The following is a 25,463-nucleotide window of genomic DNA, read 5'->3' on the forward strand; positions in this document are numbered from 1 at the left end:
ACATTTATTAAAGTGCATCAAATTTGTTAATGCTAAATAAAAGTAAGGTATGGTGTGCTGTAATTTAAATGTAAAGGAGATATAACTATGATTAGAGTATATAAAACTATTGATGAAAAGTTAGTAAAACTAGATAATATAGAAAGAGACACTTGGGTTAATTTGACAAATCCTACTCAAGAAGAGATAAATAAAGTATGTGATATGTTTAATATAGAGTGTGATCATATAAAGGCTGCACTTGATGAAGAAGAAAGCTCAAGGATTGAAACTGAGGAAAATTATACTGTTATTTTAGTAGATTTGCCTATAATAGAGAAGGAAAAAGATTCTGAGTTTTATGCAACAATTCCTTTAGGCGTGATTTTATCAAAAGAATATATAGTTACTATTTGTATAAGAGAAACGTCTATACTAAATGATTTTTTTACAGGAAAAGTAAAAGGTTTCTCTACATTTAAAAAGACTAGATTTATTCTTCAGGTACTTTATAAAAATGCAACTTTATATCTTCAATGCTTAAGACATATTGATAGAAAAAGTAATCAAATAGAAAAAGAGCTTCATAAATCTACTGAAAATAAAAAAATATTTCAATTATTATCTCTTGAAAAAAGCTTAGTATATTTTACTACTTCTTTAAGAGCAAATGAAATAGTACTTGAAAAAATGTTAAGACTTGAAAATATTAAACAGTATGCTGAAGATAAAGAATTACTCCAAGATGTTATTATAGAAAATAAACAGGCTATTGAAATGGCAAATATATATAGTAATATTTTAAGTAGTATGATGGATGCCTTTTCATCAATTATTTCAAATAATCTAAATATAGTTATGAAATTTTTAACTTCTGTTACAATAGTAATGTCTATTCCTACTATTGTGGCAAGTTTTTACGGTATGAACGTAAATATACCTTTATCTCAAAATCCTCATGCTTTTAGTATAGTTCTATTTATATCTTTTTTTCTTTCGTCCATAATAGCTGCTATAATGGCAAAGAAAAAAATGTTTTAAAAAATGAGTATAAAGTTGTTTATTCAAGATTTGTGAAAACATAAAAGCATTTACATAATGAAAAAGCTACCTTTTTTAATTAGGTAGCTTTTTTATTATGTAAATGCAAAACAAGGTAGTATTTATAGATTTAGAAAAGGTATTTTTTATACCATATTATTCTTCTATATTTGTATAGATGTTATAGGAGTCTTAAAAAAATGGAATAAAAAGGAGATGACTTGTTAAAATAGAATATAAATATATCTATGTGAGCAGTGAAAGATTATGGAGGTAATATAATGAATAAAAATAGATTATAAGTATGTATAATAAGTTAGAAAAAGAATATAGTAATAAACGTTTGAGCGGTAATTATTATAAAAGAGATATAGACAATTTAAAGAAAAAAATTTATGTAAAGTAAGACGGTGATTAAAGAGGATGATTGTTTAGTTTATATTAGTGTAGATTTATGGGAATTGAGAGTAAGTGGACACAGGAGGATGAAATTGAAATAAATAAGAATTTTAAAATGAGCAAGGTGTTAGCATGAATTGAATTTTTTATTTTTAATATTTAATAATAGAATGTTATATATTTGATATAATAAAATTATGGGTAGAATAACATTAAGTATTATTTATAAAAATATATTTTGAATAAATATATAAGGAGGTATTAAATGAAACCAATAGATTACAGTCTACAAGCAAAACCTAAATACACAATAAAGGAAGAAATTGCAAATAGTATAACTCATGGAATAGGAATTTTATTTAGCATTGTTACACTAACAATTCTTTTAGTTTACTCAATTTCAGAAAGAAATACTATCTCAATTGTTGCTTTTAGTATATACGGCTTTGGATCGATTTCTTTGTACATAGCATCAACGCTGTACCATAGTTTTCAACAAGAAAAACTAAAAAAAATATTTAGGTTATTTGATCATTCATCTATATATTTATGTATAGCGGGAACGTGTACACCTATAATTTTATTGTCTATGACAGGGTACTGGAGAATAGGGCTTATGAGTGCTATTTGGACAATCGCATTATTGGGAATTACATTTAAAGTTCTTACATTTAATAATTTTGAGAAATATAAGGTAGTTTCACTAGCTTTATATATATTTATGGGATGGTCATTAGTAATTGCTATAAAACCTATGATTAAAGTGGTTCCTGTTGAATTTTTTATATGGCTTTTAGCAGGAGGAATAGTGTACACAATTGGTACTATTTTTTATGCTATAAAGAAGATACCTTACAATCATGCAATATGGCATGTGTTTGTATTGGCGGGTAGCGTTATACACTTCTTTGGGATTTTTATATATCTTAGATAAAGTGAAATTTAATTAATAAAATAAAAAAATCACATTTCTTGGATTAGAAATGTGATTTTTTATTTTATTATTGTTCTTGTCTATATTGAGGCTCTTCGTTTTTTACATATTCAACTCTACCTTGAAGCTGTTGAGCCATATTTTCAGCACTTTGAGATAGTTGATTAAACATTTGTTTTGCATTTTGATCATCAGTATCTAATGCAAAAGTTTTAAATTGTGATGCCAATCCTTTACTACCTGCTAACGCTTGTTCTAATTTATTTATTGTACTCATTAAAAAACCCTCCTTTGTTAGTTGCTCATTAATTATTATTTCCTTTTTTAAAAAATATATATTATTAATAAAAAGTTAATTATAGAATGTTTATCCATTTCTTAACCTTTAGGCTTAAATATCAACGATGCCATAAATGCAAAAATTATTGCACAAGAAATTCCTGCACTAGTAACTTCAAAAATTCCTGTGAGAACACCAATTATACCAGTTCGCTTTGCTTCTGCTAGAGCTCCTTTAACTAAGGCATTTCCAAAACTAGTTATTGGAACAGATGCTCCTGCTCCTGCAAATTCTATTAACGGTTCATACCATCCAAGTCCTCCAAGTACTGCTCCTATTACAACTAAGGTACTTGTTGTATGAGCAGGAGTAAGTTTAAATACATCAATCATAATTTGTCCAATAACACATATTGCTCCACCTATTAAAAATGCCCAAATGAACTTTTCCAATATTTAAACCTCCTTTTAAGTCATTTCTATAGATACTGCATGAGCTATGCAAGGGATACTTTCCTTTTGTTGATATGAAATAGGAGATAGTAGAGCACCTGTTGCTACAATTAATATTCTTTTTAACTCTCCTTTTTTCATACGATTAAGAAAATGACCATAAGTTACAGTAGCAGAACAGCCACATCCACTACCACCTGCCATAACAGGTTGGTCCTTTTTATATATCATTATTCCGCAATCTGTAAATATTTCACGCGGAATTTTTAATCCGTGTTTAATTAATAAGTCTCCTGCAATTTTATGTCCTATTTTTCCAAGATCTCCAGTAGCGATAACATCATAATATGATGGATCAATATTTAAATCTCTAAAATGAGCTTGAATTGTATCGACTGCTGCAGGTGCCATGGCTGCTCCCATGTTAAATGGATCAGAAAGACCCATATCTACTACTCTTCCAATAGTAGCTGATGTAACACGGGGCCCTTGGCCTTTATTTGATAACAAACCTGTTCCAGCTCCAGTTACAGTCCATTGAGCAGTTGGAGGCTTTTGAGAACCATACTCTGTTGGATATCTAAATTGTTTTTCAGCTGATGCGTTATGACTAGATGCACCTGCTAAGACATAGTTTGCAGCCTGACTATCAATCAATAAGCTGCCTAAAGCTAACCCTTGCATAGCACTAGAGCAAGCTCCAAATATACCTAAAAATGGTGCTCCAAGAGTACGAGCAGCGAAAGAACTTGAAATAATCTGGTTCATCAAATCTCCACTTAGAAAAAATTGAATATCTTCTTTTTTCAGTCCAGCTTTTTGTATTGTTTGTTCACAGGCTTGCTCTAACAGTTTTTTTTCTGCTTTTTCATAACTGTCTTGCCCTAGCCATATATTATCATGAAGAATATCAAAGTCATCAGCTAAATTACCCTGTGCTTCAAAAGGACCTCCAACAGCAGCAGAAGAAATTATAACAGGCTTTGAATTAAATACCCACGATTGATGTCCTTTTAGCATTTACATCCCACCTAACCATTTGATAGTAATTTTAATAAGAGCAACAACAAACGCTGAAAAAACCCCATAAACAATTACTGAACCTGATAATTTAAACATATTTCCGCCTACTCCTAGAACATATCCTTCACTACGATGTTCAATAGCAGCAGAAGCCATGGTATTAGCAAAACCTGTAATAGGAATAATAGTACCACCGCCAGCCCATTGAGCAATATGATCATACACACCAAATCCAGTAAGCAAAATTGAAATAATGATTAAAACTGCTGTTGCGGGATCTCCCGCTGTTTTTTCTGTGAAATTAAAGTAATTAATAAACACCCACTGTAGTCCTTGTCCTAGAGTACAAATAAATCCACCAACAACAAATGCTCTGCAACAATTACGAAGAACTTTTCGCTTTGGCTCCCTAGCTTTTGCAAAATCTTGATATTCCTGTTGAGTAGGAGTTAGTTTTTTCTTTTTTTTATTAGACATTTAATCATCACCTTCTAATGTAATAAATAAGGTTCTAGTTTTTTTACAATACTTTGAAGTTTTTGTGCATCGTTTGAATACATATCTTTTGCCTTTGGGTTTTCTGTTTCTAATGCAAAACTAAGGAGATCAGATTGAGTTTTTTCAAGATTAGAATAAATTAGTTCTTTTACTTGGGGTCTAGGAATTTGTATAGAATCCTCAAAAAGATCTATATATAAATCTCCAGAAGAATCTACCTGGCCAATAAAAACATTATCTAAAGATACTCCTGTACTTTCTAATTGTGTGTTTAACCATCTTCGATTTAATCCTCTATTAGTTAGAGCTTCATCAATTATATTCCCATCTAAGATTACTGTTTGAGATTCACTTTGTGGTGATACTTGTTTTCCTAAATCATGTGGTGTAATAGGATTTTTGTCTGATTTTAACAACATATTAATTTCACCTGTTGTTTCCATTAGAGCAAATTCAACATCCATTAAATTAAATACATTTTTAGATCGTAACTCTCTTAATAATTCTTCTCCTGTAAATCTTACTTGACTTAAATTTTCTTCCATAACTTTTCCATCTTTTATTAAAATTGTTTCTTTCCCATACACCCAATCATGAATTAATTTGCTTGCTAAACATAAATAATCTAGTCCTATAGTAAATAAGATCCAAACGCCTAAAGCAACAAATCCAAATGCTAAGTTTTTAATTATATTTGCTGAAATTAAAGCAACTAAAATTGCAATAACAGTGTAACTAACAAAATTAAACGATGTCATTCTAGCTAATTGTCTTTTTCCCATAATTCTAATAAATAGTAAAGTTAAAAAAAACAAACCTACTGATCTTATTAATATTTCAATCCAAGTATTCATATTTACATCACCTAATAACCTTTATATTGTGGTTCTTCAAACTCTAAAGCTTTTATCCTTTCTTCTAAATCATTAATTATTTCATTAGTTATATCTAGTGCTTCTTTATATGTGTTTTTTGTTTCTTTATCTTGAGATTGTATTGAATATAGCCTTAAAGTACTTTGAGTACCTTTTAAACTAGCTAAAGTTTGCTTTACTTTAGCACCAATAGTCATGATTATCATCCTTTCTAATGTATAACTTACTTTATATCTATTTTTTGCAATTATTCTTTATTCATTCACAATACGAATTTTTAAAACATTGTAATAATTTCCATATCATGCTTATGAAAAAGGTATATATTAATTTTTATCAGTAAATAATACAAAATAGAATTGAGGTGAAATGATTGAACATATCACATATATTAAATTTAACTATTGAATTAGTCGTTGGTTTTTTTGCATTACTTATGATTACTAAAATTTTAGGAAAAACTCAAATAAGTCAGATTACTCCTTTTGAATTTATATCTGCATTAGTATTAGGAGAATTAGTAGGTAATGCTATTTATGATAAAGATATTAATATATTCTATATTTTATATGCAGTTTCTTTATGGGCGTCATTATTATATATAATTGAAGTAGCAACACAAAAATTTAAAGCAACAAGAAGCTTTTTCGAAGGTAAGCCTTCTATTCTAATTAGAAATGGACAAATTGATTTTAAAGAATTAAAAAAAGAAAAACTAGATATAAATGAATTACAAAGTTTATTAAGATCAAAAGATATATTTTCTATTCGAGAAATTCAATATGCCATTTTAGAAACAAATGGCTCAATCAGTGTTCTAAAAAAATCAAAGTATGATAATCCTACAAATGAAGATTTGAATTTATCAGAAAAACCTGTATACTTGCCTATCACTCTGATACTAGATGGAGAAGTTTTATGGGATAATGTTCAAGCTTGTGGATTTGATGAAAAATGGCTTGAAAAACAGCTTCATACAAATAAAATAAGTAAAATAAAAGAAATTTTTTATGCTGAATGGAAGAAAGATGAAGGACTTCATATTGTAAAAAAGAAAAAAAGGTAAATACCTTCTTTCTTTATACTATAAAGTATTTATTAAATTTAGAAAATGATAAATATATAGTTTTATAAATGAATGAAAAATTTAAAAAAACTAGTAAAAAAATCATTTTTTAAAATTTATAAATAAAACTTTCTAAAAAAGAGAAACTAATATTGATTCAAAAAAGAGGAGGTTTTAATTTTGAAAGTAAGAGATATAATGACAAGCGAAGTATCATGTGTAACTACAAATTCTAATATAGCAGAAGCAGCAAATATTATGAAATCTCTAAATGTTGGAGTAGTTCCTGTTTGTGATGAAAATAAAAATCCTGTTGGAGTAATAACAGACAGAGATATAGTTTTAAGAAGTGTTACTGAGAATAATAATGCTAATCAAAATGTAGGAAATGTAATGAGTTCAAATATTGTAAGTGCGACTCCTGATACAGATGCTCATGAAGCAGCTGCATTAATGGCTCAAAATCAGATAAGAAGACTACCAATAGTTGAAAACAACAAGATTGTTGGAATTCTTTCGCTAGGTGATTTAGCAAATGTAAATATACATGTAAATGAAGCTGGTGAAGCCTTAAGTTCAATCTCAAAACCAGGTAATGAAATGAAATAAAAAACTATAAAAGTCAAAAAAGAGAGCATATGCTCTCTTTTTTGATTTCTATATATTTAATACGAGGTTTAATCTATTGATAATATAGATTAAACAAAAGTCAGTGTGTAGCGGCTAAATGAACTTTTTATTCATTTTATAAAAATTACATTAATATAATTAACTATGTGAGTGTGATTTTTAAGGAGTTGAATCTATTATGAAAACAGTGTCTTTACCTACACAACCTGATAACCCTACTAGTTTAGAAAGACATAAATTAATTAGATATGCATTAAAAAGAGTTAATCGTTTAGAAGATTTTAATAACATTATAGAATTATTAAATCCTCCACCTGATATTACAACCATAGCATCACCAGGAAGGTTTAAGGGAGTCAAAGTAGGTATAATAGGAGGAGGATTAGCAGGTCTATCATCAGCATTTGAACTTAGAAAGATTGGGTTTGATACTACTATATTTGAAGCTTTAGAAGATCGTGTAGGAGGAAGAGTTTATACTTATTACTTTGATGAAGATAAAAAACTTTATGGAGAGCTTGGTGCTATGCGTATTCCAGTAAGTCATGAAACTACTTGGCATTACATAAATCTTTTTAACTTAAATACGAGGCCTTTTGTTCAAACTAACAAAAATGCTTTTTTATATGTAAGAGATATAAGAGTTAGAAATGATCCTGAAGGAAAGAATGTAATGGAGAAAATTTATCCACAATTTAATTTGAAATTATGGGAAAGAAATACTCCGTGGCAAGAGCTTATAGAATATGGGCTAGGGACTCCTTTAGCAAGTATTAATCCATGCCTAAGAAGAGAAATTTTAGAAGTTAAGCCTAAATACAGTTTACCGATTCAATATTGGACATATTATAATATCCGTCAAGTTTTTGAATTAATGAAACTAAGCCAAGGTGCTTTAAATCTTTTAGGAAGTATTTCTCCTTTTATAGGTTCTTTTTATTACAACAGCTATTCTGAAATCTTACAAGAAGAGTATCCTGTAGATTTTTCATTCTTATATGAAATTATGGGTGGAATGGCCAATCTTCCTCTTTCTTTTTATAAATCTTTAATATCTCAAAATCCTAATAATTATGAAAATATATCAAATAATGATTTGGGAAAAGTAATGTGGAAAAGTGGAAATCTAGTTACAGGAATTCACAAATCGGAAAAAGGAAACCAAGTTGTATTAAAATATAAAAATAAGAATTCAACAGAAACTTTACAAGAAACATTTGATTACGTTATTTGTACTATACCATTTTCAAGCCTTAGAAATGTTAATATTAATCCTTTGTTTAGCACGAGAAAAATGCAATCAATAAAAGAAGTTAACTATTCAAATTCTCAAAAAACATTATTTCTTTGTGATAAACGATTTTGGGAAGAACAAGGAATTATAGGAGGAGGCTCATATACAGACTTACCTATTACAAGCATTTGGTATCCTTCAGATCATGCAAAATGTGTTGCTGATGATAATAGAATAGCTTGTTTTGGTGAATCTGTATTTGACAATTGGGAACCTAGAAAAAATTGTTCACCTGATGATCCAGGAGTTCTTTTAGCATCATACAATTTTTCTTTAGATTCAGTAAGACTAGGAAATTTAAATAAGAATCTAAAGTTTACAGAAATAAAAGAACAAGTAGAAGCTGTTCATGGACTTAAAAAAGAATATCTTGATTCAGTAATAAAAGATTATAAAACTGTACAATGGGATGAAGAAGAAGGGTTTTATGGAGCTTTTGCTTATTTTTTCCCAGAACAGAAAAGAGTTTTTTCATATGCTATGATAAAACCTGAATATAATGATAGAGTATTTTTTGCAGGTGAACATACATCTACTACACATGCTTGGCAGCAAGGTGCTTTAAATAGTGGAATGAAGGCAGCAAATTCTTTGGTAAAATATTGTAAGATTCATAAAGGTTAAAAGCTATATAGGTTATACGTTTCTTTACACAATATATTAGTATCCTTAATTTGTAAAATATCTATATAGTGTTGAAATATTTAAGAATAAATGAATTTATTACTAAAAAAATTATAAAATCTTTATGAAATTAGTATATAATATTTATATAAATATAGAAAAATTAAGAAAAGATTAACATATATAGTTTCATATAGATAACACATTAGATGACTTTATAACTACAATTTATATCAAAAGGATTGTTCTGTTAATAATAGGGCAGTCTTTTTTATTACATATAAAATATTTTACTATAAATTATCAAGGCATTGTAAAAATATAAAGGACTATATATAAAAATGTAGAATGATTTAATAGGACATTAAATGATAGAATTGATTATTTTATTTACAATAATCATGGACTAAAACTAGGAGTTGAACATATGAAAAAATACATAAAGGTGGTTACAATATTAATATCATTTTTGATGTTTTTTCTGATGACATCATTTACATATGCTGAATATAAAAAGAAAGTATTACTTATAAATTCGTACAATTCAAGTTTTCCAACCTTTTTTAATCAAATCGAAGGAATAAAATCAAATAATAATGTTTTATTAAAGTATGGCATTAGATCAAATTATTTATCCAAATACAGTATTTTAATTCATAAAAACCTTACTTTTTATGAAAAGTATAAATTATTAGTATGGATTCTTATTGGAATGTTTATTATAATGAGTTCTTTAATTGTTTTACTGATTATGAATATCGAAAAAAGAAAAATTCAAGAGAGTAAAATAAAGAGGCTTGCATATTATGATATATTAACGGGATTACCTAATAGAACATATTTAAATGAAAAACTAAGAGATGAATTAGAAGTAGCGAAGACTTCTGGAGCTAAAGGTGTGGTTTTCTTTATTGATGTTGATAATTTTAAAATATTAAATGATACTTTTGGTCATGGATTTGGGGATGAAATTTTAATAGATATTGGAAAAAGAATTAAAGAATTAATTGGAAATGATAAATTTATAGCGAGGCTTGGTGGAGATGAATTTATTATTCTTCTAAAGAATGTAAATAATAGAACAATAATAGATAACATAGTTAATGAAGTTATAAGCATTTTTGAAAAGCCATTTTATATTCAAGAAAAGGAATTTTACTTAACTATAAGTATAGGAATAACACTTTATCCGAAAGATGGAGATAATTTAGATGAATTATTAAAAAATGCTGATACTGCAATGTATAAAGCAAAGGATTCAGGTAGGGCTAGATATGTATACTTTGAAAAAGATATGAATGAAAAATCTTTTGAAAAAATGCAAATGCAAAATAAATTAAGAAATGCTATAGAAAATGATGAACTTGTACTGTATTATCAACCTAAGGTTGATCTGAAAAATAATGAAATTATAGAATATGAAGCTCTAATCCGTTGGATTAGTCCAGATTATGGCTTTGTTCCTCCTGATAGATTTATTGGTATAGCTGAAGAAAGTGGATTAATATCTAAACTTGGTATATGGGTATTCGAAAAAGCATGTGAGTTTAGTAAAAAAATAAATAAGAGTTCTAAAAAGAATATAATTGTATCTGTAAATGTATCAGTAGTAGAGTTAATGAATGCAAATTACATGTCTACTATAAAAAAAATTCTTGAAAAAATCGAAGTTAATCCAAAGTTGATTGGAATTGAAATAACTGAAACCGCTTTAATGGAATCTTTTGAAACAAATGAGGCAATTTTAAATCAATTAATTGAACTTGGAATACAAGTATCATTGGATGACTTTGGAACGGGGTATTCATCACTCAATTATTTGAAAAAAATACCTACTAATATACTAAAGATTGATAAGTCTTTTGTTGATGATATAAGAAATGATGAAATAGATGAGACAATAATAAAATCAATAATCGAAATAGCTCATAAGCTTAACTTAGAAGTTGTAGCTGAGGGTGTAGAAACAGAAGCACAAAAAGATAAGCTTAAAGAATATAAGTGCGACCAAATACAGGGCTATTTGATAAGTAAGCCGCTACCTGAAGAGGATATATTTAAAGGTGATTTGCTTATTTGATAAGGGATTGAATAAATACATAATAGAAAGTTAAACTGAAGCTACCTTTAAATTAAAGGTAGCTTTTTAGTATGTAGACATGAAAATAGCATAGCAGTTAACAAAATGAAACAATTGTGTTTATATTCTGATTTTTTTAAAAAAAATCATTTTATAATAAAAATCATATGATATAATTACATGAATTCCATTATGTGTAAAAAATAAAAAGTTATAGGGGGGAGTAGTTTGTATAATTTAAGAAGATTTAAAGGATTTTATGTTGGGGTAGCCATGTTTACTATGTTAAGTTCTTTTTCTTATGCACAGCCTACACTTAAAGATTCACCTTATCCTGCTGATGACAGAGTATATGAACATCTAAATGTGCTTGCAAGCGTAGATAATGCTAGAGTAACAGGATTTGAGGGAGAGCACAAAGCTGCTGACTACATAGCGCAACAATTTGAAGATTATGACTTAATTATAGATAGACAAGAATTCCCAGTAACTGCTTTTTTAGATGAAGGATCTAAACTAATTATAGATTCTCTTGATGGGAAAGAAATAGAGACTAAAAATTTTACTTATACGCCTGCGACGCCGAGTGAAGGAATTTCAGCCGATATAGTCTTTGCAAATTTAGGTTCAGAAGAAGATTTTACAAACATTGATGTGAAAGGGAAAATTGCTTTAATTAAAAGAGGTGCCTATACTTTCTATGATAAAGTCCAAAATGCAGCAAAAGCTGGAGCTATAGGCGTTATTATTTTTAATAATAGTGAGGGAATGATTAGTGGAACTTTAGGTCAGATATCAGATATTCCAGCATTAGCTATAATGCAAGAAGATGGTGAGGCTTTAAAAGCTATACTAGATAAAGGAGAATTAATAAAAGTTTGTATGAAAATAGATACACAGGTGAAGGATAGTTATTCTGAAAATGTTATAGGGACTTTATATGCTCAAAAAAATGCTAGAAATGCTAAAACAGTAATAATTGGAGCACATATGGACTGTGTTGATACACCTGGAGCTAATGACAATTGCTCGGGAGTAACAGGATTATTAGAACTTGCTAGAGCTTCTCAGATGTTAAAATTAAACTACAATGTTAAGTTTGTTGCATTTGGAGCAGAAGAAATAGGTTTAGTTGGTTCACAAAAATATGTAGAATCCTTAAGCCAAGAAGAAAAAGACAATATTGCATGTATGATTAATATGGATATGATAGGGGTTGGAGAAACCTTAGGAATTATGACAGCTACAGATAATTCTAATACGTACATGGCTGATTTAGCAGAAAAATGTACTAAAGAGCTTGGTTATAATTATGATCGTAGTGTTGAAGACAGAAGTGATCATACATCATTTGATACAGTTGGTATACCATCTGTACATTTTGACTATCATATAGATCAAAACTATCATACAGATGAAGATTCAATAGATAAGATTGATTCAATGAATGTTTTAAATGTATACTCTGTAGTACTAAATATGCTTAGAGATTTAGAGAAAGAGATGCCTACAGATCAAAAAGATAAAGTAATTAAGACTATGAAATCTTTCAATAGATTTGACTTAGGAAACAAATCAAAGAATGGTGAATTTTATATTAAATAATAATTGAAAAAACTATTTTTAAAGTAAATTTATAAATGGAAAGTTAGTCTGAAATTAGTCTAGAAAAAGAAGAGCATAAGCTCTTCTTTTTAATGTAATTGATGAAGAATACAAATTTACAGTTTAGCAACTGGGTTTTCTTTATAGCTAATCCAAATCCTTTTTTAAGGACTCTTTTTCTTTGAAAAAATTATTTTTTATATTATTTTGCCATGGGTAGTTCGTAGCACTAGGAATATGCCCAGCTGTAGCATATAAAGGCTCATTTTCTCCTAGATATCTTTCATAGGCCCTAGAGTCGATTAATACGATATTATCGTCGGCTTTTCTTGATTTTACATAATCTATATAACAATAAATATCTTTATTTATTTTTATACTGTATTTTCCTTGTTTTTCTACTTTATGTATTTCTTTTGTTATAGGATAACCTTGCTTTTTCCATTCTTGTGTACCACCATTCAGTACATAGGTTTTATCGTATCCTAAATATTTTAATAACCACCAAAGCCTAGGAGCACCATCTAAATATTCATCATATATGACAATGGTTGTATGATTATTAACTCCTATATTTTCTAATTTTTCTTTAAATAGATTCAAATCTGGAATAGGCCTGAATCCTCCATGTTTTTTTCTTTCCCCTGATAAATCATTATTCATGTCAAGGTAAAATGCATTTTTAATATGATCTTCTTCATATATTTTTTCCATAAGTTGGATAAAAATAAATTAAATCTACAATCCAAAACTACCATACTATTATTATCTAAATGATTAAATAGCCAAGAAGCAGTAACAAAATTTTTCAACTAAATCATCTTCTACAACATTATTTTGCTATTACTATACTTTCATTTTACTCTTGGTAAATCTAGTGTTCAACATTTTGTACAAAATATATATTGACCTTAACTTTATATGAATGTATAATCGAATATGTTGCAAAAATAGTTTGACATAAAACTAATCACATTTAGGAGGAACAATTATGCAGTATAAAGACGGAAAATATATAGGCATAGGAAATGGGTATGGAGGAAATATAGAGCTTGAAGTTGAGATATTAAAAAGTAAAATAAATGATATAGTAGTAATAAGTCATAATGAAACAAAAATTATATCAGACCCAGCATTTGAGTATATTATTAAAAATATAATAGAGAAAAATACTATTTTAGTTCCTAATGTATCGGGGTGTTCAATGAGTTCTAGAGGAATTAGAGAAGCGGTAAAGAATGCTTTAATAGAAGCTAATGGGGATAGAAAAGAACTAGAAACACTAATATTACAATCGGAAAATCTTGAGAAAATTAATGCAAAGAAAAGAATTCTAAACTCTGTAGAAAAATTTGATGTAGTAGTTGTCGGAGGTGGAGGAGCTGGTCTTTCAGCTGCAATATCGGCTGCTGATAACGGGGCAAAAGTTGTATTGCTAGAAAAAATGAATAACTTAGGGGGAAATACACTAGTATCTATGGGTGGAGTTAATATTCCTGAAAATGATGAACAAAAGGAAAATGAAATAATAGATAGTAAAGAAAGCTTTTATAATGATATACTTCAAGGTGGAGATCAAGAGAATTACTTAGATCAAGTGGATATTCTTGTACAAAACGCTTTAGATACATATAGATGGTTAAAAGACGTTGTAGAAGTAGAGTTTAAACCAAAGAAACTTATACATTTTGGAGGACACAAAGTTCCGAGGGCCTCTGTATTTAATGGAAAATATGCAATAGAGCTTATATCTAAATTAAAAGCTAAAGCTTTATCACTGGGAGTAGAAATTCTAACCGGAGTAGATTGTAAAAATTTAATTTGTGATGATAAAGGAAGAGTAGTTGGGGTTAAATCTAGAGTAGCTGAAAAAGAAATTACTTTTAGTGCTGAGTATGGAGTTATACTTGCAACTGGAGGATTTAGTGGAAATATTGAGATGAGAAAGAAATATAATTCTAAGCTTGATGATAGATATAAGACGACTAATGTTAGTGGTGTAACGGGCCATGGCCACATCATGAGTGAGCGAGTTGGAGCTAAATTTGTTCATATGAACTACATCCAAACTTTTCCTATTTGCAATCCAAACACAGGAGAACTTTCTCATGTAGGAGGATCTAGATTTGATGGAGCTATACTAGTAAATAAATCTGGAAAAAGATTTGTAGAAGAGTTAGAGAGAAGAGATGTTGTTTCGGAAAATATATTAGCTCAAGAAGGACAAGTTGCTTATTTGATTTGGGGAAAAGAAATTGAGACTATAGGAAATGGAACAATAAATCATAAGGCAGAAGCAAAAAGACTTATGAAAGATAACCTATTTGGAGAGTTCAAGACTATAGAAGATGGAGCGCAGTTCTTCAAACTAGATAAAGATACTTTGAGAAAGACTATAGAAGATTATAATAATTATGTGAAAATTGGTAAGGATGAAGAGTTTAATAGAAGAGGAAATTTAGTATCAATAAGTGAAGGTCCTTATTATATTCAAGTAGTAGCTCCTGCAGTTCATCACACAATGGGTGGCGTAAAAATCAATAATAAAAATCAAGTAGAAAAAGCAGATAAAACTATAATTCAGGGATTATATGCTGCTGGAGAAATAGTAGGAGGAACTCATGGTACAAATAGGCTTGGAGGAAATGCTATAACAGAGGTTTTAGTATTTGGTAAAAGAGCTGGAGAAAGTATTGTAATTAACAAATAAATATAGTTAAATATACTACAGTCATATTTTAATTAATATGGCTGTTTTTTTATTTAAGGAAATTATAAATAATTTAAAAGTTTTTGTATACTTTTTTGTTCTTAATTAGTTATATATATGTAATTTACTTTGTTAATAATTAATAAATGAAAGGAGGAATCATGGATTTAGAATACTACTTTAAAGAAAAAATGAATCTTTTATATAAATATCTTTAAAAAATAGGAGCAAATGAATAGGATGCGCAAGATATAGTTCAAGAAACATTTTATAAATACGCAAATAGTAGCAATTATAGATTCTAATCAAAGTAAGTTTTTGCAAAGCTATTATAAACTAAGAAGACCTAATGAATATATAGGAGCGATAAAATGTACAAATGGTGTATTAGAAAATACACTGGAATATACAACTTATAAAATAATAGATAATAAACCTGTATATAATGGAACTTACACTTTAGAAATTAATATATTTGATAAAAAAGTTGGAGGCCTAGGTTATGACGAGGGATATGTGAGAAATTATAAGTAGTTTCTGTTTACCTTATTCTATTAGTTATTTTAATCTTAAATTAAGCTATCAACAAGAAACATATATGAAAACTAATATGAGATTATTTCAATAAACTCCTTGCATAGGTAAATAAATATAAATATGTTATTGAATGGAAGAGAGATTTTGTTATATACTTATCTGGTATGATAAAATTTAATAATTTAATAACCTAATAATATTTGGAATTCAAAATGAAAGCAGGGGTATAAACAATGTTTGGATTAAAAAAAACTATACAAAATTTATTAAAACAAAAATTAGGACTTCTTTTATTATTGCCAGTATTATCTATTAGTGTTACTTTTTTTGGTATTTCATATTTAGAAAAATTATCAACAATGCAGTCTTTAGAGAGAGATCATATTGGATTGGTATGGGAAAATAAATATTACTTGCAAAAGTATACTCAAACAAATGATCTAGATTATTTAAGAAAATTCTACGAAAAACAAAAAGAATTACAAACAAAACCTAAAGATTTCATAGATATGGTAACTAAACTAGATAGATTAATTTTACCGTCAGATATGGAAGAAGGCGATTATTGGTGTTATAAAGATGTTGAAGATCAGGAAAATTGGGTATTAAATGTTAAGAATTATGAAGCAAAAAAAATAGATTTAGTAAAATTTATAGAGTCTGAAGAGAAGATATTTAAAGAAATTGAAAAGAATAGCCATGCATTCCATGACCTCTTTGCAAAAGTTCAAAGAAAAGTTCGATTAATAGTGATAAGTTGTATTATGTTAATAAATTTAATAACATTGATTATTATGTGTAGAACAATCATTCCATTGCGTAAAAAATTGAACATATTGAATCAAAAGGCTAACCAGATTGCTGAAGGAAATTTGAAAATTATAGAGGATGAGTTTGGTGAAGATGAGATAGGAGCCTTATCAAGTGCTTTTAATAAAATGACAATTAATTTAAGAAATCTTATTAAAGAAGTTGTAATTAATAGTAAAGAAGTTAGTTTTTCAAATAAGCAACTTAATGATATTGTTGAAGAAATTAATATTCAAATACAAAATATCAATGTAGGAACTCAAGAAATTACTTCAAGTATGGAGGAAACAAGTAACTCTGCTGAAGAGGTAAATAATTTTAGTAGAGAAATATATAATTTTGCAAAAAAACTGTCACAAAAAGCAGAGGAAGGAAATTGTTCAGCAAAAGAGATTGGAATACGTGCTGAAAAAATGAAAAACAGTGCAGAAGAATCAAGGAACGTTGCTACAGCTATATATAAAGAAAAACAAGATAGTATTTTAATATCGATAGAACAAGGAATGGTAGTAAAAGAAATTGAAAAAATGGCCGGTGAAATTTCTGCTATTGCTGAACAAACTAATTTATTAGCTTTAAATGCTGCTATAGAAGCAGCAAGAGCTGGAGAGCAAGGGATAGGATTTGCAGTTGTATCAGAAGAAATACGTAAATTATCTGAGCAAGTTTCAGATACAGTGTCAGATATTCAAACTGTAATTAACCAGGTTCAGGATGCATTTAGAAACTTAGTAGAAAATACAAATGGCATATTAAAATTTATTGATGAAAAAGTTATTTTAGATTATCAAGTTTTGGTTGATACGGGAGTACAGTATTTAAAAGATGCAGAATTTGTAGGTGGGTTGTTAGGTGATTTTTTAGTTAGTTCAGATCAGATATCAACATATATAGAACAAGTTAATTTAGCCATAGAATCTGTTGGAAGTGCTGTAGAACAAGTTACTGCGAGTACTGAAGCGATATCTGGGAATATTACTGAAACTACAAAAACTATTAAAGAAGTAAATGAAGTTACTCAAAATCAAACCTTATTATCACAAAGACTAAACAGCTTTGTATTGAAATTTAAAATTTAAAATTAAATACCTATAATGTAAGAGGTTGTGGATTAAACCCCTTTCATTATAGGTATTTTTATTATGAATCTTGTCTTGTAGTAGCAATTACTATTTCTCTTATACATATATTTTGAGGCTGTGAATAAGCAAAACTGATAGTATTTGCAATATCTTCTGCTTGTAAACCTCCCCCTATTTCTTTTTTCCAATCTTTATAGGTGCTTTTTATATCATCTGAAGTTGTATGGCTTAAAAGGTTAGTTTCAACTACACCAGGAGCTATAGTTATCATTCTAACATTATGATTAGATACTTCCTCTCTTATATTTTCAGTTATAGCATGTACAGCAAATTTTGTACCACAATAAGCTGAGTGATTAGGGAATGTTTTTCTTCCTGCTATTGAACTTATATTTATAATTGTTCCTTCATTTCTCTTTATCATGTCATCTAATACAACATGAATTTCATTTAATACTCCCATAATATTTACATCTAGCATTTTTTTCCATTCATCAGGATTTTGATTTTGAGCTTCTCCAAGCAACATGATTCCTGCACAATTCACTAAACAATCAACTTTACCGTACTTTTCTTCAGCTCCAGCCACCGCTTCTTTAATTGATTGAACATCTGTTACATCTACACTTTTACAAATTGTATTTGGAAGATTTAATTCCATTAATTTTTCTTTGTTTCTAGATAATAATAATAAAGGATGATCTTCATTAGATAATTTAATAGCAGTTGCTCTTCCTATACCAGAGCTTGCGCCAGTGATAACGATTAATTTTTTCATAGTATAACCTCCAGTTTTATTTTGATATTAAATATTGATATATTAATTGAAGTCTAGTATTCTAGAACAGTATTACTTATTAAGATTTGAACAGTTTGCAAACTTCATGATTTGATTATAATAAATGAAAAAGATATTGTTAAGTATGCACTTTTTTTGAATATAGTAACAAGAAGGTAACTATTGAGTTGATTTTAGGAGGTAAAAACATTGAAGTATAAAGAAGTAGTATGTGAAATGGAAGTGACTTTAGATATGATAAGTGGAAAATGGAAACCACTAATATTATATTTTTTAGGACAAGAGGGTACAAAACGATTCGGGCAGATAAAAATATTTATAGATAAAATTTCTCACAAATCTTTAACTAATCAGCTGAGAGAATTAGAAGAAGATGGATTGGTGGAAAGAGTAGTATATCCTGAGGTTCCACCAAAAGTAGAATATAGTTTGACAAAAAAGGGAAAAACACTATTACCTATTTTAGAATCAATGTGCGAATGGGGAGAAAAAAATATGGATAAAAGGTACAGGCTTATTAATCCTCTTTGTGATTAGGTTGTTACCATAATATGGATTATTTGCAACGTGCTTGAATATATAAAACTGCTTGAGTATGTAAAATCTGTTAGAAAAGGAGTTATATATGAAAAAAATTTCTAGGATATTAAGTAGTATATTTTTAGTAATGTATATAAGCTACCTATTGAATTTAGTCTTTTTTAGCACACATTATGGAAGAGGGTATTTTCATAGAAGCTATAACTTCATTCCTTTTAAAACAATTGTAGAGTACATATTTTTCTCACATAATTTAAATGCAACATTTGTAAATATAGCTGGAAACATATTAGCTTTTGTACCAATGGGATTTTTGACTCCAATTGCATTCAATAGAATTAATAAATTTAAAGATATAGCTATACTCTCTTTGATTGCAACAATTTCTATTGAGATAATACAATGTATAATTGGAGTAGGTACTTGTGATATTGATGATGTGATTTTAAACTGGATAGGTGGCATTATAGGATTTCACATATACATAGTTATATTAAAGAAGATTAAAAATAATCCCTATTAGTAGGGATTATCTGATTTCTCGGGAAATAAAGAGTTATATTAAATCGGTTGGAATTTATCTGAAATCTATTTCTTCAGTAGTCTTTAATTCTACAAATCTTCCACCTAAAATATTGTTGTGATGTTGGATGATTTGAGAAGCATCTAATACTTTACTATCGAAAGTACTATGAGCATCTTGTGCTAAAATATTCTTATACTTCATGCTGAATGCACTTCTACAAGTAGTATCTATGCAGAATTCTGTTTGCATACCAGTAATAACTAATTTACTAATTTCTTGTTCTTGTAACACATCATTTAGAACTGTTTTATAGAAAGAATCCCATGTTTTTTTCTCTACAATGGTTTCTGTTTCTAATGGCTCGACTCGAGGATGTATCTTCCAAGTTGACTTTCCTTTACCAAATTCATCATCGTCTTTACCAGTATGTTGAATAAATATTACTGCTGTATTTGTTGAACGTGCCCTTTGCAATAACTTATAGATATTATCTAATACTTTCTCTCCATTGTACAAAGTAGCATCTTCATATGAAAACATTGCAACTTGTACATCTACAATTAATAACGCTGTTTTATTATTCATTAAATCAACCCTCACTTTCTTTTTTGTATTTTATACAATGATTTTCAAATTATTCCATTTAAATAGTATACACTAAATATATACATTTGAAATATTTAGAATAAAAACTTTTTTATTTTAATACACCTTAGTATATGGTAAAATTTGAGAAATTAAAATTTAGAATATAATTAAATGTTTCGTAAATCAAAGTACCTATAGGGGGCGGTTATGATGGTTGAATTTGAAACAGATAGATTGATATTAAGAACATTGAAAGTAGAAGATCTAGAATATGCAATGGATTTTTGGGGGAATTCAGAAGTTATGAGATATTGCGGTAAGTCAGGGAATAGACAACGATTAACAGAAGTAATAGATTTTTATATAAGCCTTCAGAATGAAAAAAGATTTTCTCCTTATGCAGTAATCTTAAAAGAAAATAGGAAAATAATAGGGGCTTGTGGCTTTAATCCTACAGGCAATGACTGTGAAATTGAACTTATATATCATTTTGCAAAAGAATATTGGGGTAAAGGCTATGCTACTGAAGCAGCACAGTCATGCGTTGATTATGCTTATAATAATCTAAAGATTAATAAAATTATTGCATCAATAGATCCAAGAAACAAAAATTCAAAAAAAATACTGGAAAAGCTGGGATTTGAATATAAATATATAAAGTGGTGTGAGGAAACAAAACAAGAAGATCAATATTTTGAATTAAGTAGATTATAATTTATTCAGTAAAAAATACAGGGGGTATGTTTATGAGGATTGAATCATTAGATATAAAAAAAATAATAAAAAAAACAAAAGAGGACAGAAATTTTCATGGAGTAGTTTCGGTATCGCAAGACAATCAACTTATATTTGGAAAAGGATATGGATATGCAAATAGGAATCAAAAAAATAATAACACTCTAAATACAAGATTTGGGATAGCTTCTGGTTGCAAAATATTTACGGCAGTAGCTATTTGTCAATTAGTTCAAAAAGGTTTAATTTCTTTTGATACCATGTTGAATGACTGCTTAGATATTAGTTTTCCAAATTTTGATTCTGATATTACAATAAACCATTTACTTACACATACTTCAGGAATATTAGATTATTTTGATGAATCTGTTATGGATAATTATGAAGCTTTGTGGGACGACATACCTATGTATAAAATGAAAAACTGCAACGATTTTTTACCATTATTCCAAAATAATAAAATGAAATTTTCTCCAGGTGAAAAATTCGATTATAATAATGCAGGATACATATTATTAGGCTTGATAATTGAACAACAAACAGGAATGAAATTTCAAGATTATATACAAAAAAATATATTTGATGTATGTAATATGGATGATTCAGGTTATTTTTCATTGGATAAGTTACCTGAAAGATGTGCACATGGTTATATTGAAAACGAAGAAAATAATATATGGAGAACAAATGTATATTCTATACCTATAATTGGAGGTCCTGACGGAGGGGCATTTGTTACAGCTTTAGATATTACAAAGTTTTGGAAGGCTTTATTTGATAACAGATTATTAGATAAGAATACTACTGAAAAACTATTAACACCACAGGCAGAATCTGGAGATGATTGCTACTATGGTTTTGGTGTATGGGTTACAAAAAAGGAAGGAAAAATCTATAAGTATTGTATAATGGGCAGGGATCCAGGGGTAAGCTTTAGATCATCAATATATATAGATAACAATATTCAGGTTAATGTTTTAGGGAATACTAATTGGGGGGGATATGCTATTACAAACAGAATAGAAGAAGAACTTATAAAAACAATCTATTATTAAAGGCTACAGTATAAAATAATACAATTGGACTAAAACCTTGGTAAATATTAGAATTATAAAGTGTAATCATAATATTTATAAGGGGGCTCAAAAGATGTATAAAACAAGAAATCTAACTTTTGTTGCTATGGGTATAGTTATAAATATAGTATTTGGAACAGTAGTAAGTATGATAAAAATCCCTTTATTATTTTTAGATACTATAGGAACCGTATTTATAGCAGCTATACTTGGACCATGGTATGGTGCTGTAGCTGGAGGGCTTACTAATATTATTCAAGGGATAATAACTAATCCTAAATCTATGCCTTTTGCTTTGGTTAACATAGCTATTGGCTTGATTGTGGGATATATATGCAAAAAAAGACAATTTAACTTTCAAACTGCACTTATAGCAGGGATGATATTAGCTATAGTAGCTCCACTAATAGGAACTCCAATTGCTATTTATGTATTTGGAGGTATTACAGGAGATGGAAATGATGTAATATTTACATGGCTTTTAACATCTGGAAAAACTATATTTTCAGCGGCATTCATACCTAGAATAACAGGGAATATACTAGACAAAATTGCAACATGTTTATTTGTATCATTTTTATTGAAAAGATTACCAAAAAAATATACAAGAAAACAAGGTAACATTTAAGGGGATGACATAGTGTACCGACAAGGAAAAGTAGTATTTTTATCACATTGTATTTTAAATCAAAACTCAGTCGTAAAGCCTTTAGCTAGAGCTAAGGGAGGCTACAATAAGATAGTTGAAGAAATAATAAAAAGAGATATAGGAATATATCAAATAATGTGTCCAGAAAATAAATATCTAGGACTTGATAGACTACCTAAAACTAAAGAAGAGTATGATAATGAAGATTATAGAGATATATGCAAAGGGATAGCTTATGAAGTTGTTACGGATATTGAAAAATACATAAATAATTCAAATAAAGTATTAGGAATAATAGGTATAAGTGAAAGCCCTACTTGTAGCTATAATAAAAACAAAGGTATATTATTTGAAGAAATATTTTATTTATTAAATAAGAAAAGTATTTATATACCTGTATTAAATGTATCAACAAATTATGTAGAAGAAAAAGAAAATAAAAAATTAATAGATGAATTAATAGAGTTTTTAGATAATAATAAAAAATAAGTTTTATTGACAAAATAATAATAAATATATTTATAAACAGGGAATTAGGATAAATGGAGTGATATTAAGGGATGGGAGTTTAAAAGTTCTTTAATTAATGAAGTCTTGTTTGAATTAGATGAAAAGAATATAAGTTTCATCATATATGAAAAGTACAATAGTGAAGTCGAAAAATTATTAAATAAATATATTCAAGTATAAAATATCTACTTAAATTGATAGATACTTTTTTAGAATTGAAATTAATTTATAAGGTTAAACTAAACACATATTAAAATTGAGAATTAGAGGTGTAATTCATGCAAGGATATGTGAAAGGTAAACCTATATTTACCAGTATAAATAGTACCAACAATCAATATGCGTATTTAACTGAAGATGTAGAAACCGATGTAGTAATTGTAGGTGGTGGAGTTACTGGAAGTATATGTTCTTACTATATGTCTAAAAATAATATAAAATCTGTGCTAATTGAAAAGGGAAGAATAGCTCATGGTAGTACAAGTATTACAACATCTCTTTTACAGTATGAATTAGATGAAAATGCATCTGAACTTAAAGAAGTTATAGAGAGTAAAAATATAGTAAGATCATATGAACTTGGATTGTGTGCACTGAAAGAAATAGAAAAATTTGTAGAGGAATATGGTAATAAATGTGACTACATAAAGAGAGATACATTACTTTATACAGCTAAAAACCTTGAAAAAAACAGCATTAAGGAAGAATACAAATTTAGAAAAGAAAATGGGTTTAATGTTGAATATATAGACGAATTAGATAATCCTTATGGCTTTGACTTAAAAGCTGGACTTTTATCAAAAGAAGGAGGAGCCGAGATTGATCCATATAAATTTACCAATCACCTTCTTGAAGTAAGTATTAAAAAAGGTGCACTTGTGTATGAAAATACCGAGGCTAAAAAAATAGAGTATTTAGATAAAGGAGTAATTATTTACACATCTTACGGATATAAAGTTAAGGCAAAAAAAGTAATTGTCGCTACAGGATATAATACTAGTTTGTTCACGAATAAAAATTTTGGAACTAAAAATAATACATTTAATATAGCTACTAAACCAGTTAAAGAAATTCGAGGTTGGAAAGAAGGTGTATTGATTAGGGATAATTCTGATCCATATAACTATCTTAGAACTACAAAAGACAATAGATTAATTATAGGTGGAGAAGATGTAGATTTTAAAGAAATAGAGAATGAGGATATAGCTTTTGAAAAATACTCTATTTTAGAACAAAGACTTAAATCTATGTTCAAATATATAGATGATATAGAAATAGAGTATAAATATTGTGGATGCATTGAGTCTACTAAAGATAACTTAGGATATATTGGACCTGATAAAAAACATGAGAATCTATGGTACTGTCTAGGATATGGAGGTAATGGTATATTATTTGCTATATTAGGAGGAATTATGTTGAGTAAACTATATCATGAAGAAAAAGATGAGGATATGAGATTGTTTAAAGTAAATAGATTTGATAATTGATATTTAGAAACAAATTATTGTGAAAAAACAGTTTTTTTAGAAATAAAAAAGCTGTTTTTTTTTATAATTTTCTTTACGAATCTTAAAAAAATCTGGAATTAAAATTTAAAAAGTGAGACTTTTTTATTTAAATTGATAAGTCTGAAAATTGAATGATTTCGAAAAAATAATAATTTAATGTAAAATTCAATTTTAAAAAAACAAAATAGATATTAAATTAACGAATGAAAAACACGTATTTTATTAAAAATACAAAGAAATATACAGAAAATCACTTCTAAACGACAAAAAACGACGTAAATGCATGGGGAAAATGAAAATAAAATTATAAATAAAATAAGAGTAATCTAATCATGATTACTAAAATGTATTACAAAAAAACAAATTGTTATATTATTGACAATCTAAAATGGAAATACTATACTCTGATTAGAAACATCATTAATGTTTTGGATGAAGATAGCGGGAGAGCATAGCACCGAAGAAGTAAAGCTTTCAGGTATAAAGACCGCTATTGGACAAATCTCTGGAGAGACTCTATAGAGCACCGAAGGAGCAAACTGCATTTGATCATGCATGCGAAACTCTCAGGTAAAAGGACAGGGAAATTTTCCCGGCTTTTTTTATCAAT

General features: G+C 28.1%; 26 protein-coding genes and 2 riboswitches. Of the genes, 17 read left to right on the top strand and 9 right to left on the bottom strand.

The genetic code is table 11. The features are described from left to right. The first annotated feature begins 87 nt into the window (after positions 1 to 87). Both M2214_RS03480 and trhA read left to right on the top strand, forming a co-directional pair. Positions 88 to 1,020, top strand: coding sequence for a magnesium transporter CorA family protein (locus tag M2214_RS03480; RefSeq protein WP_248482847.1), 933 nt, complete (start codon positions 88 to 90; stop codon positions 1,018 to 1,020). A gap of 664 nt (positions 1,021 to 1,684) precedes the next feature. Then, positions 1,685 to 2,353 carry a PAQR family membrane homeostasis protein TrhA gene (trhA, locus tag M2214_RS03485; protein ID WP_248482849.1) on the top strand — a complete coding sequence of 223 codons (669 nt, stop codon included), beginning with the start codon at positions 1,685 to 1,687 and terminating at the stop codon, positions 2,351 to 2,353. A 67-nt stretch (positions 2,354 to 2,420) separates the two neighbouring features. On the opposite strand, the gene M2214_RS03490 is transcribed toward trhA, so the two are convergent. From M2214_RS03490 to M2214_RS03515, 6 genes are all read right to left on the bottom strand, one after another. Beyond that, entirely contained in the window at positions 2,421 to 2,630 is a 210-nt protein-coding gene (locus M2214_RS03490; RefSeq protein ID WP_248482851.1) for a DUF1657 domain-containing protein, read from the bottom strand. A gap of 101 nt (positions 2,631 to 2,731) precedes the next feature. Then, entirely contained in the window at positions 2,732 to 3,085 is a 354-nt protein-coding gene (gene spoVAE / locus M2214_RS03495) for a stage V sporulation protein AE (RefSeq protein WP_248482853.1), read from the bottom strand. Positions 3,086 to 3,100: 15 nt separating this feature from the next. Next, positions 3,101 to 4,105, bottom strand: coding sequence for a stage V sporulation protein AD (gene spoVAD / locus M2214_RS03500; RefSeq protein WP_248482855.1), 1,005 nt, complete (start codon positions 4,103 to 4,105; stop codon positions 3,101 to 3,103). Next, positions 4,106 to 4,585 carry a stage V sporulation protein AC gene (gene spoVAC / locus M2214_RS03505; RefSeq protein WP_248482857.1) on the bottom strand — a complete coding sequence of 160 codons (480 nt, stop codon included), beginning with the start codon at positions 4,583 to 4,585 and terminating at the stop codon, positions 4,106 to 4,108. Between the two features lie 14 nt (positions 4,586 to 4,599). Beyond that, on the bottom strand, positions 4,600 to 5,460 hold the full coding sequence (locus M2214_RS03510) for a DUF421 domain-containing protein (protein ID WP_248482859.1): 861 nt from the start codon (positions 5,458 to 5,460) through the stop codon (positions 4,600 to 4,602). 11 nt (positions 5,461 to 5,471) lie between these two features. Continuing rightward, the gene (locus tag M2214_RS03515) at positions 5,472 to 5,678 is read right to left on the bottom strand and encodes a DUF1657 domain-containing protein (protein WP_248482861.1); all 207 of its coding nucleotides are present in this window, start codon (positions 5,676 to 5,678) and stop codon (positions 5,472 to 5,474) included. 176 nt (positions 5,679 to 5,854) lie between these two features. On the opposite strand from M2214_RS03515, the gene M2214_RS03520 reads away from it, so the two are divergent. The 5 genes from M2214_RS03520 to M2214_RS03540 all read left to right on the top strand — a co-directional run bounded on the left by M2214_RS03520 (position 5,855) and on the right by M2214_RS03540 (position 12,780). Next, positions 5,855 to 6,547 carry a DUF421 domain-containing protein gene (locus M2214_RS03520; protein ID WP_248482863.1) on the top strand — a complete coding sequence of 231 codons (693 nt, stop codon included), beginning with the start codon at positions 5,855 to 5,857 and terminating at the stop codon, positions 6,545 to 6,547. Between the two features lie 180 nt (positions 6,548 to 6,727). Next, a complete protein-coding gene (locus M2214_RS03525; RefSeq protein WP_248482865.1) occupies positions 6,728 to 7,156 on the top strand; it encodes a CBS domain-containing protein in 429 nt (142 codons plus the stop codon). A gap of 199 nt (positions 7,157 to 7,355) precedes the next feature. After that, a complete protein-coding gene (locus M2214_RS03530; RefSeq protein ID WP_248482867.1) occupies positions 7,356 to 9,095 on the top strand; it encodes a flavin monoamine oxidase family protein in 1,740 nt (579 codons plus the stop codon). 427 nt (positions 9,096 to 9,522) lie between these two features. Beyond that, positions 9,523 to 11,175 carry a putative bifunctional diguanylate cyclase/phosphodiesterase gene (locus M2214_RS03535; RefSeq protein WP_248482869.1) on the top strand — a complete coding sequence of 551 codons (1,653 nt, stop codon included), beginning with the start codon at positions 9,523 to 9,525 and terminating at the stop codon, positions 11,173 to 11,175. Positions 11,176 to 11,403: 228 nt separating this feature from the next. After that, positions 11,404 to 12,780, top strand: a complete 1,377-nt coding sequence (locus tag M2214_RS03540; protein WP_248482871.1) for a M20/M25/M40 family metallo-hydrolase — start codon at positions 11,404 to 11,406, stop codon at positions 12,778 to 12,780. Positions 12,781 to 12,927: 147 nt separating this feature from the next. On the opposite strand, the gene M2214_RS03545 is transcribed toward M2214_RS03540, so the two are convergent. Then, positions 12,928 to 13,494 carry a sulfurtransferase gene (locus M2214_RS03545; protein WP_248482873.1) on the bottom strand — a complete coding sequence of 189 codons (567 nt, stop codon included), beginning with the start codon at positions 13,492 to 13,494 and terminating at the stop codon, positions 12,928 to 12,930. 277 nt (positions 13,495 to 13,771) lie between these two features. On the opposite strand from M2214_RS03545, the gene M2214_RS03550 reads away from it, so the two are divergent. From M2214_RS03550 to M2214_RS03560, 3 genes are all read left to right on the top strand, one after another. Continuing rightward, positions 13,772 to 15,490 carry a flavocytochrome c gene (locus M2214_RS03550; RefSeq protein WP_248482875.1) on the top strand — a complete coding sequence of 573 codons (1,719 nt, stop codon included), beginning with the start codon at positions 13,772 to 13,774 and terminating at the stop codon, positions 15,488 to 15,490. Between the two features lie 318 nt (positions 15,491 to 15,808). Then, the gene (locus M2214_RS03555; RefSeq protein WP_248482877.1) at positions 15,809 to 16,024 is read left to right on the top strand and encodes a hypothetical protein; all 216 of its coding nucleotides are present in this window, start codon (positions 15,809 to 15,811) and stop codon (positions 16,022 to 16,024) included. Positions 16,025 to 16,260: 236 nt separating this feature from the next. Beyond that, complete coding sequence (locus tag M2214_RS03560; protein WP_248482879.1) at positions 16,261 to 17,916, top strand: methyl-accepting chemotaxis protein; 1,656 nt, start codon at positions 16,261 to 16,263, stop codon at positions 17,914 to 17,916. Positions 17,917 to 17,977: 61 nt separating this feature from the next. On the opposite strand, the gene M2214_RS03565 is transcribed toward M2214_RS03560, so the two are convergent. Further along, the gene (locus tag M2214_RS03565; protein ID WP_248482881.1) at positions 17,978 to 18,697 is read right to left on the bottom strand and encodes an SDR family oxidoreductase; all 720 of its coding nucleotides are present in this window, start codon (positions 18,695 to 18,697) and stop codon (positions 17,978 to 17,980) included. 210 nt (positions 18,698 to 18,907) lie between these two features. On the opposite strand from M2214_RS03565, the gene M2214_RS03570 reads away from it, so the two are divergent. Next, positions 18,908 to 19,255 carry a winged helix-turn-helix transcriptional regulator gene (locus M2214_RS03570; protein ID WP_456300429.1) on the top strand — a complete coding sequence of 116 codons (348 nt, stop codon included), beginning with the start codon at positions 18,908 to 18,910 and terminating at the stop codon, positions 19,253 to 19,255. Between the two features lie 88 nt (positions 19,256 to 19,343). Beyond that, entirely contained in the window at positions 19,344 to 19,781 is a 438-nt protein-coding gene (locus tag M2214_RS03575) for a VanZ family protein (RefSeq protein WP_248482883.1), read from the top strand. Between the two features lie 54 nt (positions 19,782 to 19,835). On the opposite strand, the gene M2214_RS03580 is transcribed toward M2214_RS03575, so the two are convergent. Beyond that, a complete protein-coding gene (locus M2214_RS03580; protein WP_248482885.1) occupies positions 19,836 to 20,369 on the bottom strand; it encodes a cysteine hydrolase family protein in 534 nt (177 codons plus the stop codon). A 210-nt stretch (positions 20,370 to 20,579) separates the two neighbouring features. Between M2214_RS03580 and M2214_RS03585 the strand changes: the two genes are divergently transcribed. The 5 genes from M2214_RS03585 (at position 20,580) to M2214_RS03605 (ending at position 24,832) form a co-directional block, all read left to right on the top strand. Next, a complete protein-coding gene (locus M2214_RS03585) occupies positions 20,580 to 21,086 on the top strand; it encodes a GNAT family N-acetyltransferase (RefSeq protein WP_248482887.1) in 507 nt (168 codons plus the stop codon). A gap of 32 nt (positions 21,087 to 21,118) precedes the next feature. After that, positions 21,119 to 22,162: a serine hydrolase domain-containing protein gene (locus M2214_RS03590; RefSeq protein WP_248482889.1), complete on the top strand. Its 1,044-nt coding sequence runs from the start codon at positions 21,119 to 21,121 to the stop codon at positions 22,160 to 22,162. Positions 22,163 to 22,256: 94 nt separating this feature from the next. Further along, positions 22,257 to 22,811, top strand: a complete 555-nt coding sequence (locus M2214_RS03595) for a CD3073 family putative ECF transporter S component (RefSeq protein WP_248482891.1) — start codon at positions 22,257 to 22,259, stop codon at positions 22,809 to 22,811. 12 nt (positions 22,812 to 22,823) lie between these two features. Continuing rightward, positions 22,824 to 23,321: a CD3072 family TudS-related putative desulfidase gene (locus M2214_RS03600; RefSeq protein WP_248482893.1), complete on the top strand. Its 498-nt coding sequence runs from the start codon at positions 22,824 to 22,826 to the stop codon at positions 23,319 to 23,321. A 299-nt stretch (positions 23,322 to 23,620) separates the two neighbouring features. Next, positions 23,621 to 24,832, top strand: coding sequence for an NAD(P)/FAD-dependent oxidoreductase (locus M2214_RS03605; RefSeq protein WP_248482895.1), 1,212 nt, complete (start codon positions 23,621 to 23,623; stop codon positions 24,830 to 24,832). A gap of 453 nt (positions 24,833 to 25,285) precedes the next feature. After that, a riboswitch (glycine riboswitch) is annotated at positions 25,286 to 25,353 on the top strand. A 2-nt stretch (positions 25,354 to 25,355) separates the two neighbouring features. Then, positions 25,356 to 25,438: riboswitch (glycine riboswitch) on the top strand. Positions 25,439 to 25,463 lie beyond the last annotated feature (25 nt).

The sequence above is a fragment of the Tepidibacter aestuarii genome, assembly GCF_934924865.1.
In the GTDB taxonomy this organism is placed as follows: domain Bacteria; phylum Bacillota; class Clostridia; order Peptostreptococcales; family Peptostreptococcaceae; genus Tepidibacter_A; species Tepidibacter_A aestuarii.

Bases quoted from the DNA above. Each gene is read 5' to 3' on its own strand.
- M2214_RS03480 (WP_248482847.1), top strand. From the start codon at position 88: ATGATTAGAGTATATAAAACTATTGATGAAAAGTTAGTAAAACTAGAT.
- trhA (WP_248482849.1), top strand. From the start codon at position 1,685: ATGAAACCAATAGATTACAGTCTACAAGCAAAACCTAAATACACAATA.
- M2214_RS03490 (WP_248482851.1), bottom strand. From the start codon at position 2,630: ATGAGTACAATAAATAAATTAGAACAAGCGTTAGCAGGTAGTAAAGGA.
- spoVAD (WP_248482855.1), bottom strand. From the start codon at position 4,105: ATGCTAAAAGGACATCAATCGTGGGTATTTAATTCAAAGCCTGTTATA.
- spoVAC (WP_248482857.1), bottom strand. From the start codon at position 4,585: ATGTCTAATAAAAAAAAGAAAAAACTAACTCCTACTCAACAGGAATAT.
- M2214_RS03510 (WP_248482859.1), bottom strand. From the start codon at position 5,460: ATGAATACTTGGATTGAAATATTAATAAGATCAGTAGGTTTGTTTTTT.
- M2214_RS03515 (WP_248482861.1), bottom strand. From the start codon at position 5,678: ATGACTATTGGTGCTAAAGTAAAGCAAACTTTAGCTAGTTTAAAAGGT.
- M2214_RS03530 (WP_248482867.1), top strand. From the start codon at position 7,356: ATGAAAACAGTGTCTTTACCTACACAACCTGATAACCCTACTAGTTTA.
- M2214_RS03535 (WP_248482869.1), top strand. From the start codon at position 9,523: ATGAAAAAATACATAAAGGTGGTTACAATATTAATATCATTTTTGATG.
- M2214_RS03545 (WP_248482873.1), bottom strand. From the start codon at position 13,494: ATGGAAAAAATATATGAAGAAGATCATATTAAAAATGCATTTTACCTT.
- M2214_RS03550 (WP_248482875.1), top strand. From the start codon at position 13,772: ATGCAGTATAAAGACGGAAAATATATAGGCATAGGAAATGGGTATGGA.
- M2214_RS03560 (WP_248482879.1), top strand. From the start codon at position 16,261: ATGTTTGGATTAAAAAAAACTATACAAAATTTATTAAAACAAAAATTA.
- M2214_RS03565 (WP_248482881.1), bottom strand. From the start codon at position 18,697: ATGAAAAAATTAATCGTTATCACTGGCGCAAGCTCTGGTATAGGAAGA.
- M2214_RS03575 (WP_248482883.1), top strand. From the start codon at position 19,344: ATGAAAAAAATTTCTAGGATATTAAGTAGTATATTTTTAGTAATGTAT.
- M2214_RS03580 (WP_248482885.1), bottom strand. From the start codon at position 20,369: ATGAATAATAAAACAGCGTTATTAATTGTAGATGTACAAGTTGCAATG.
- M2214_RS03585 (WP_248482887.1), top strand. From the start codon at position 20,580: ATGATGGTTGAATTTGAAACAGATAGATTGATATTAAGAACATTGAAA.
- M2214_RS03590 (WP_248482889.1), top strand. From the start codon at position 21,119: ATGAGGATTGAATCATTAGATATAAAAAAAATAATAAAAAAAACAAAA.
- M2214_RS03595 (WP_248482891.1), top strand. From the start codon at position 22,257: ATGTATAAAACAAGAAATCTAACTTTTGTTGCTATGGGTATAGTTATA.
- M2214_RS03605 (WP_248482895.1), top strand. From the start codon at position 23,621: ATGCAAGGATATGTGAAAGGTAAACCTATATTTACCAGTATAAATAGT.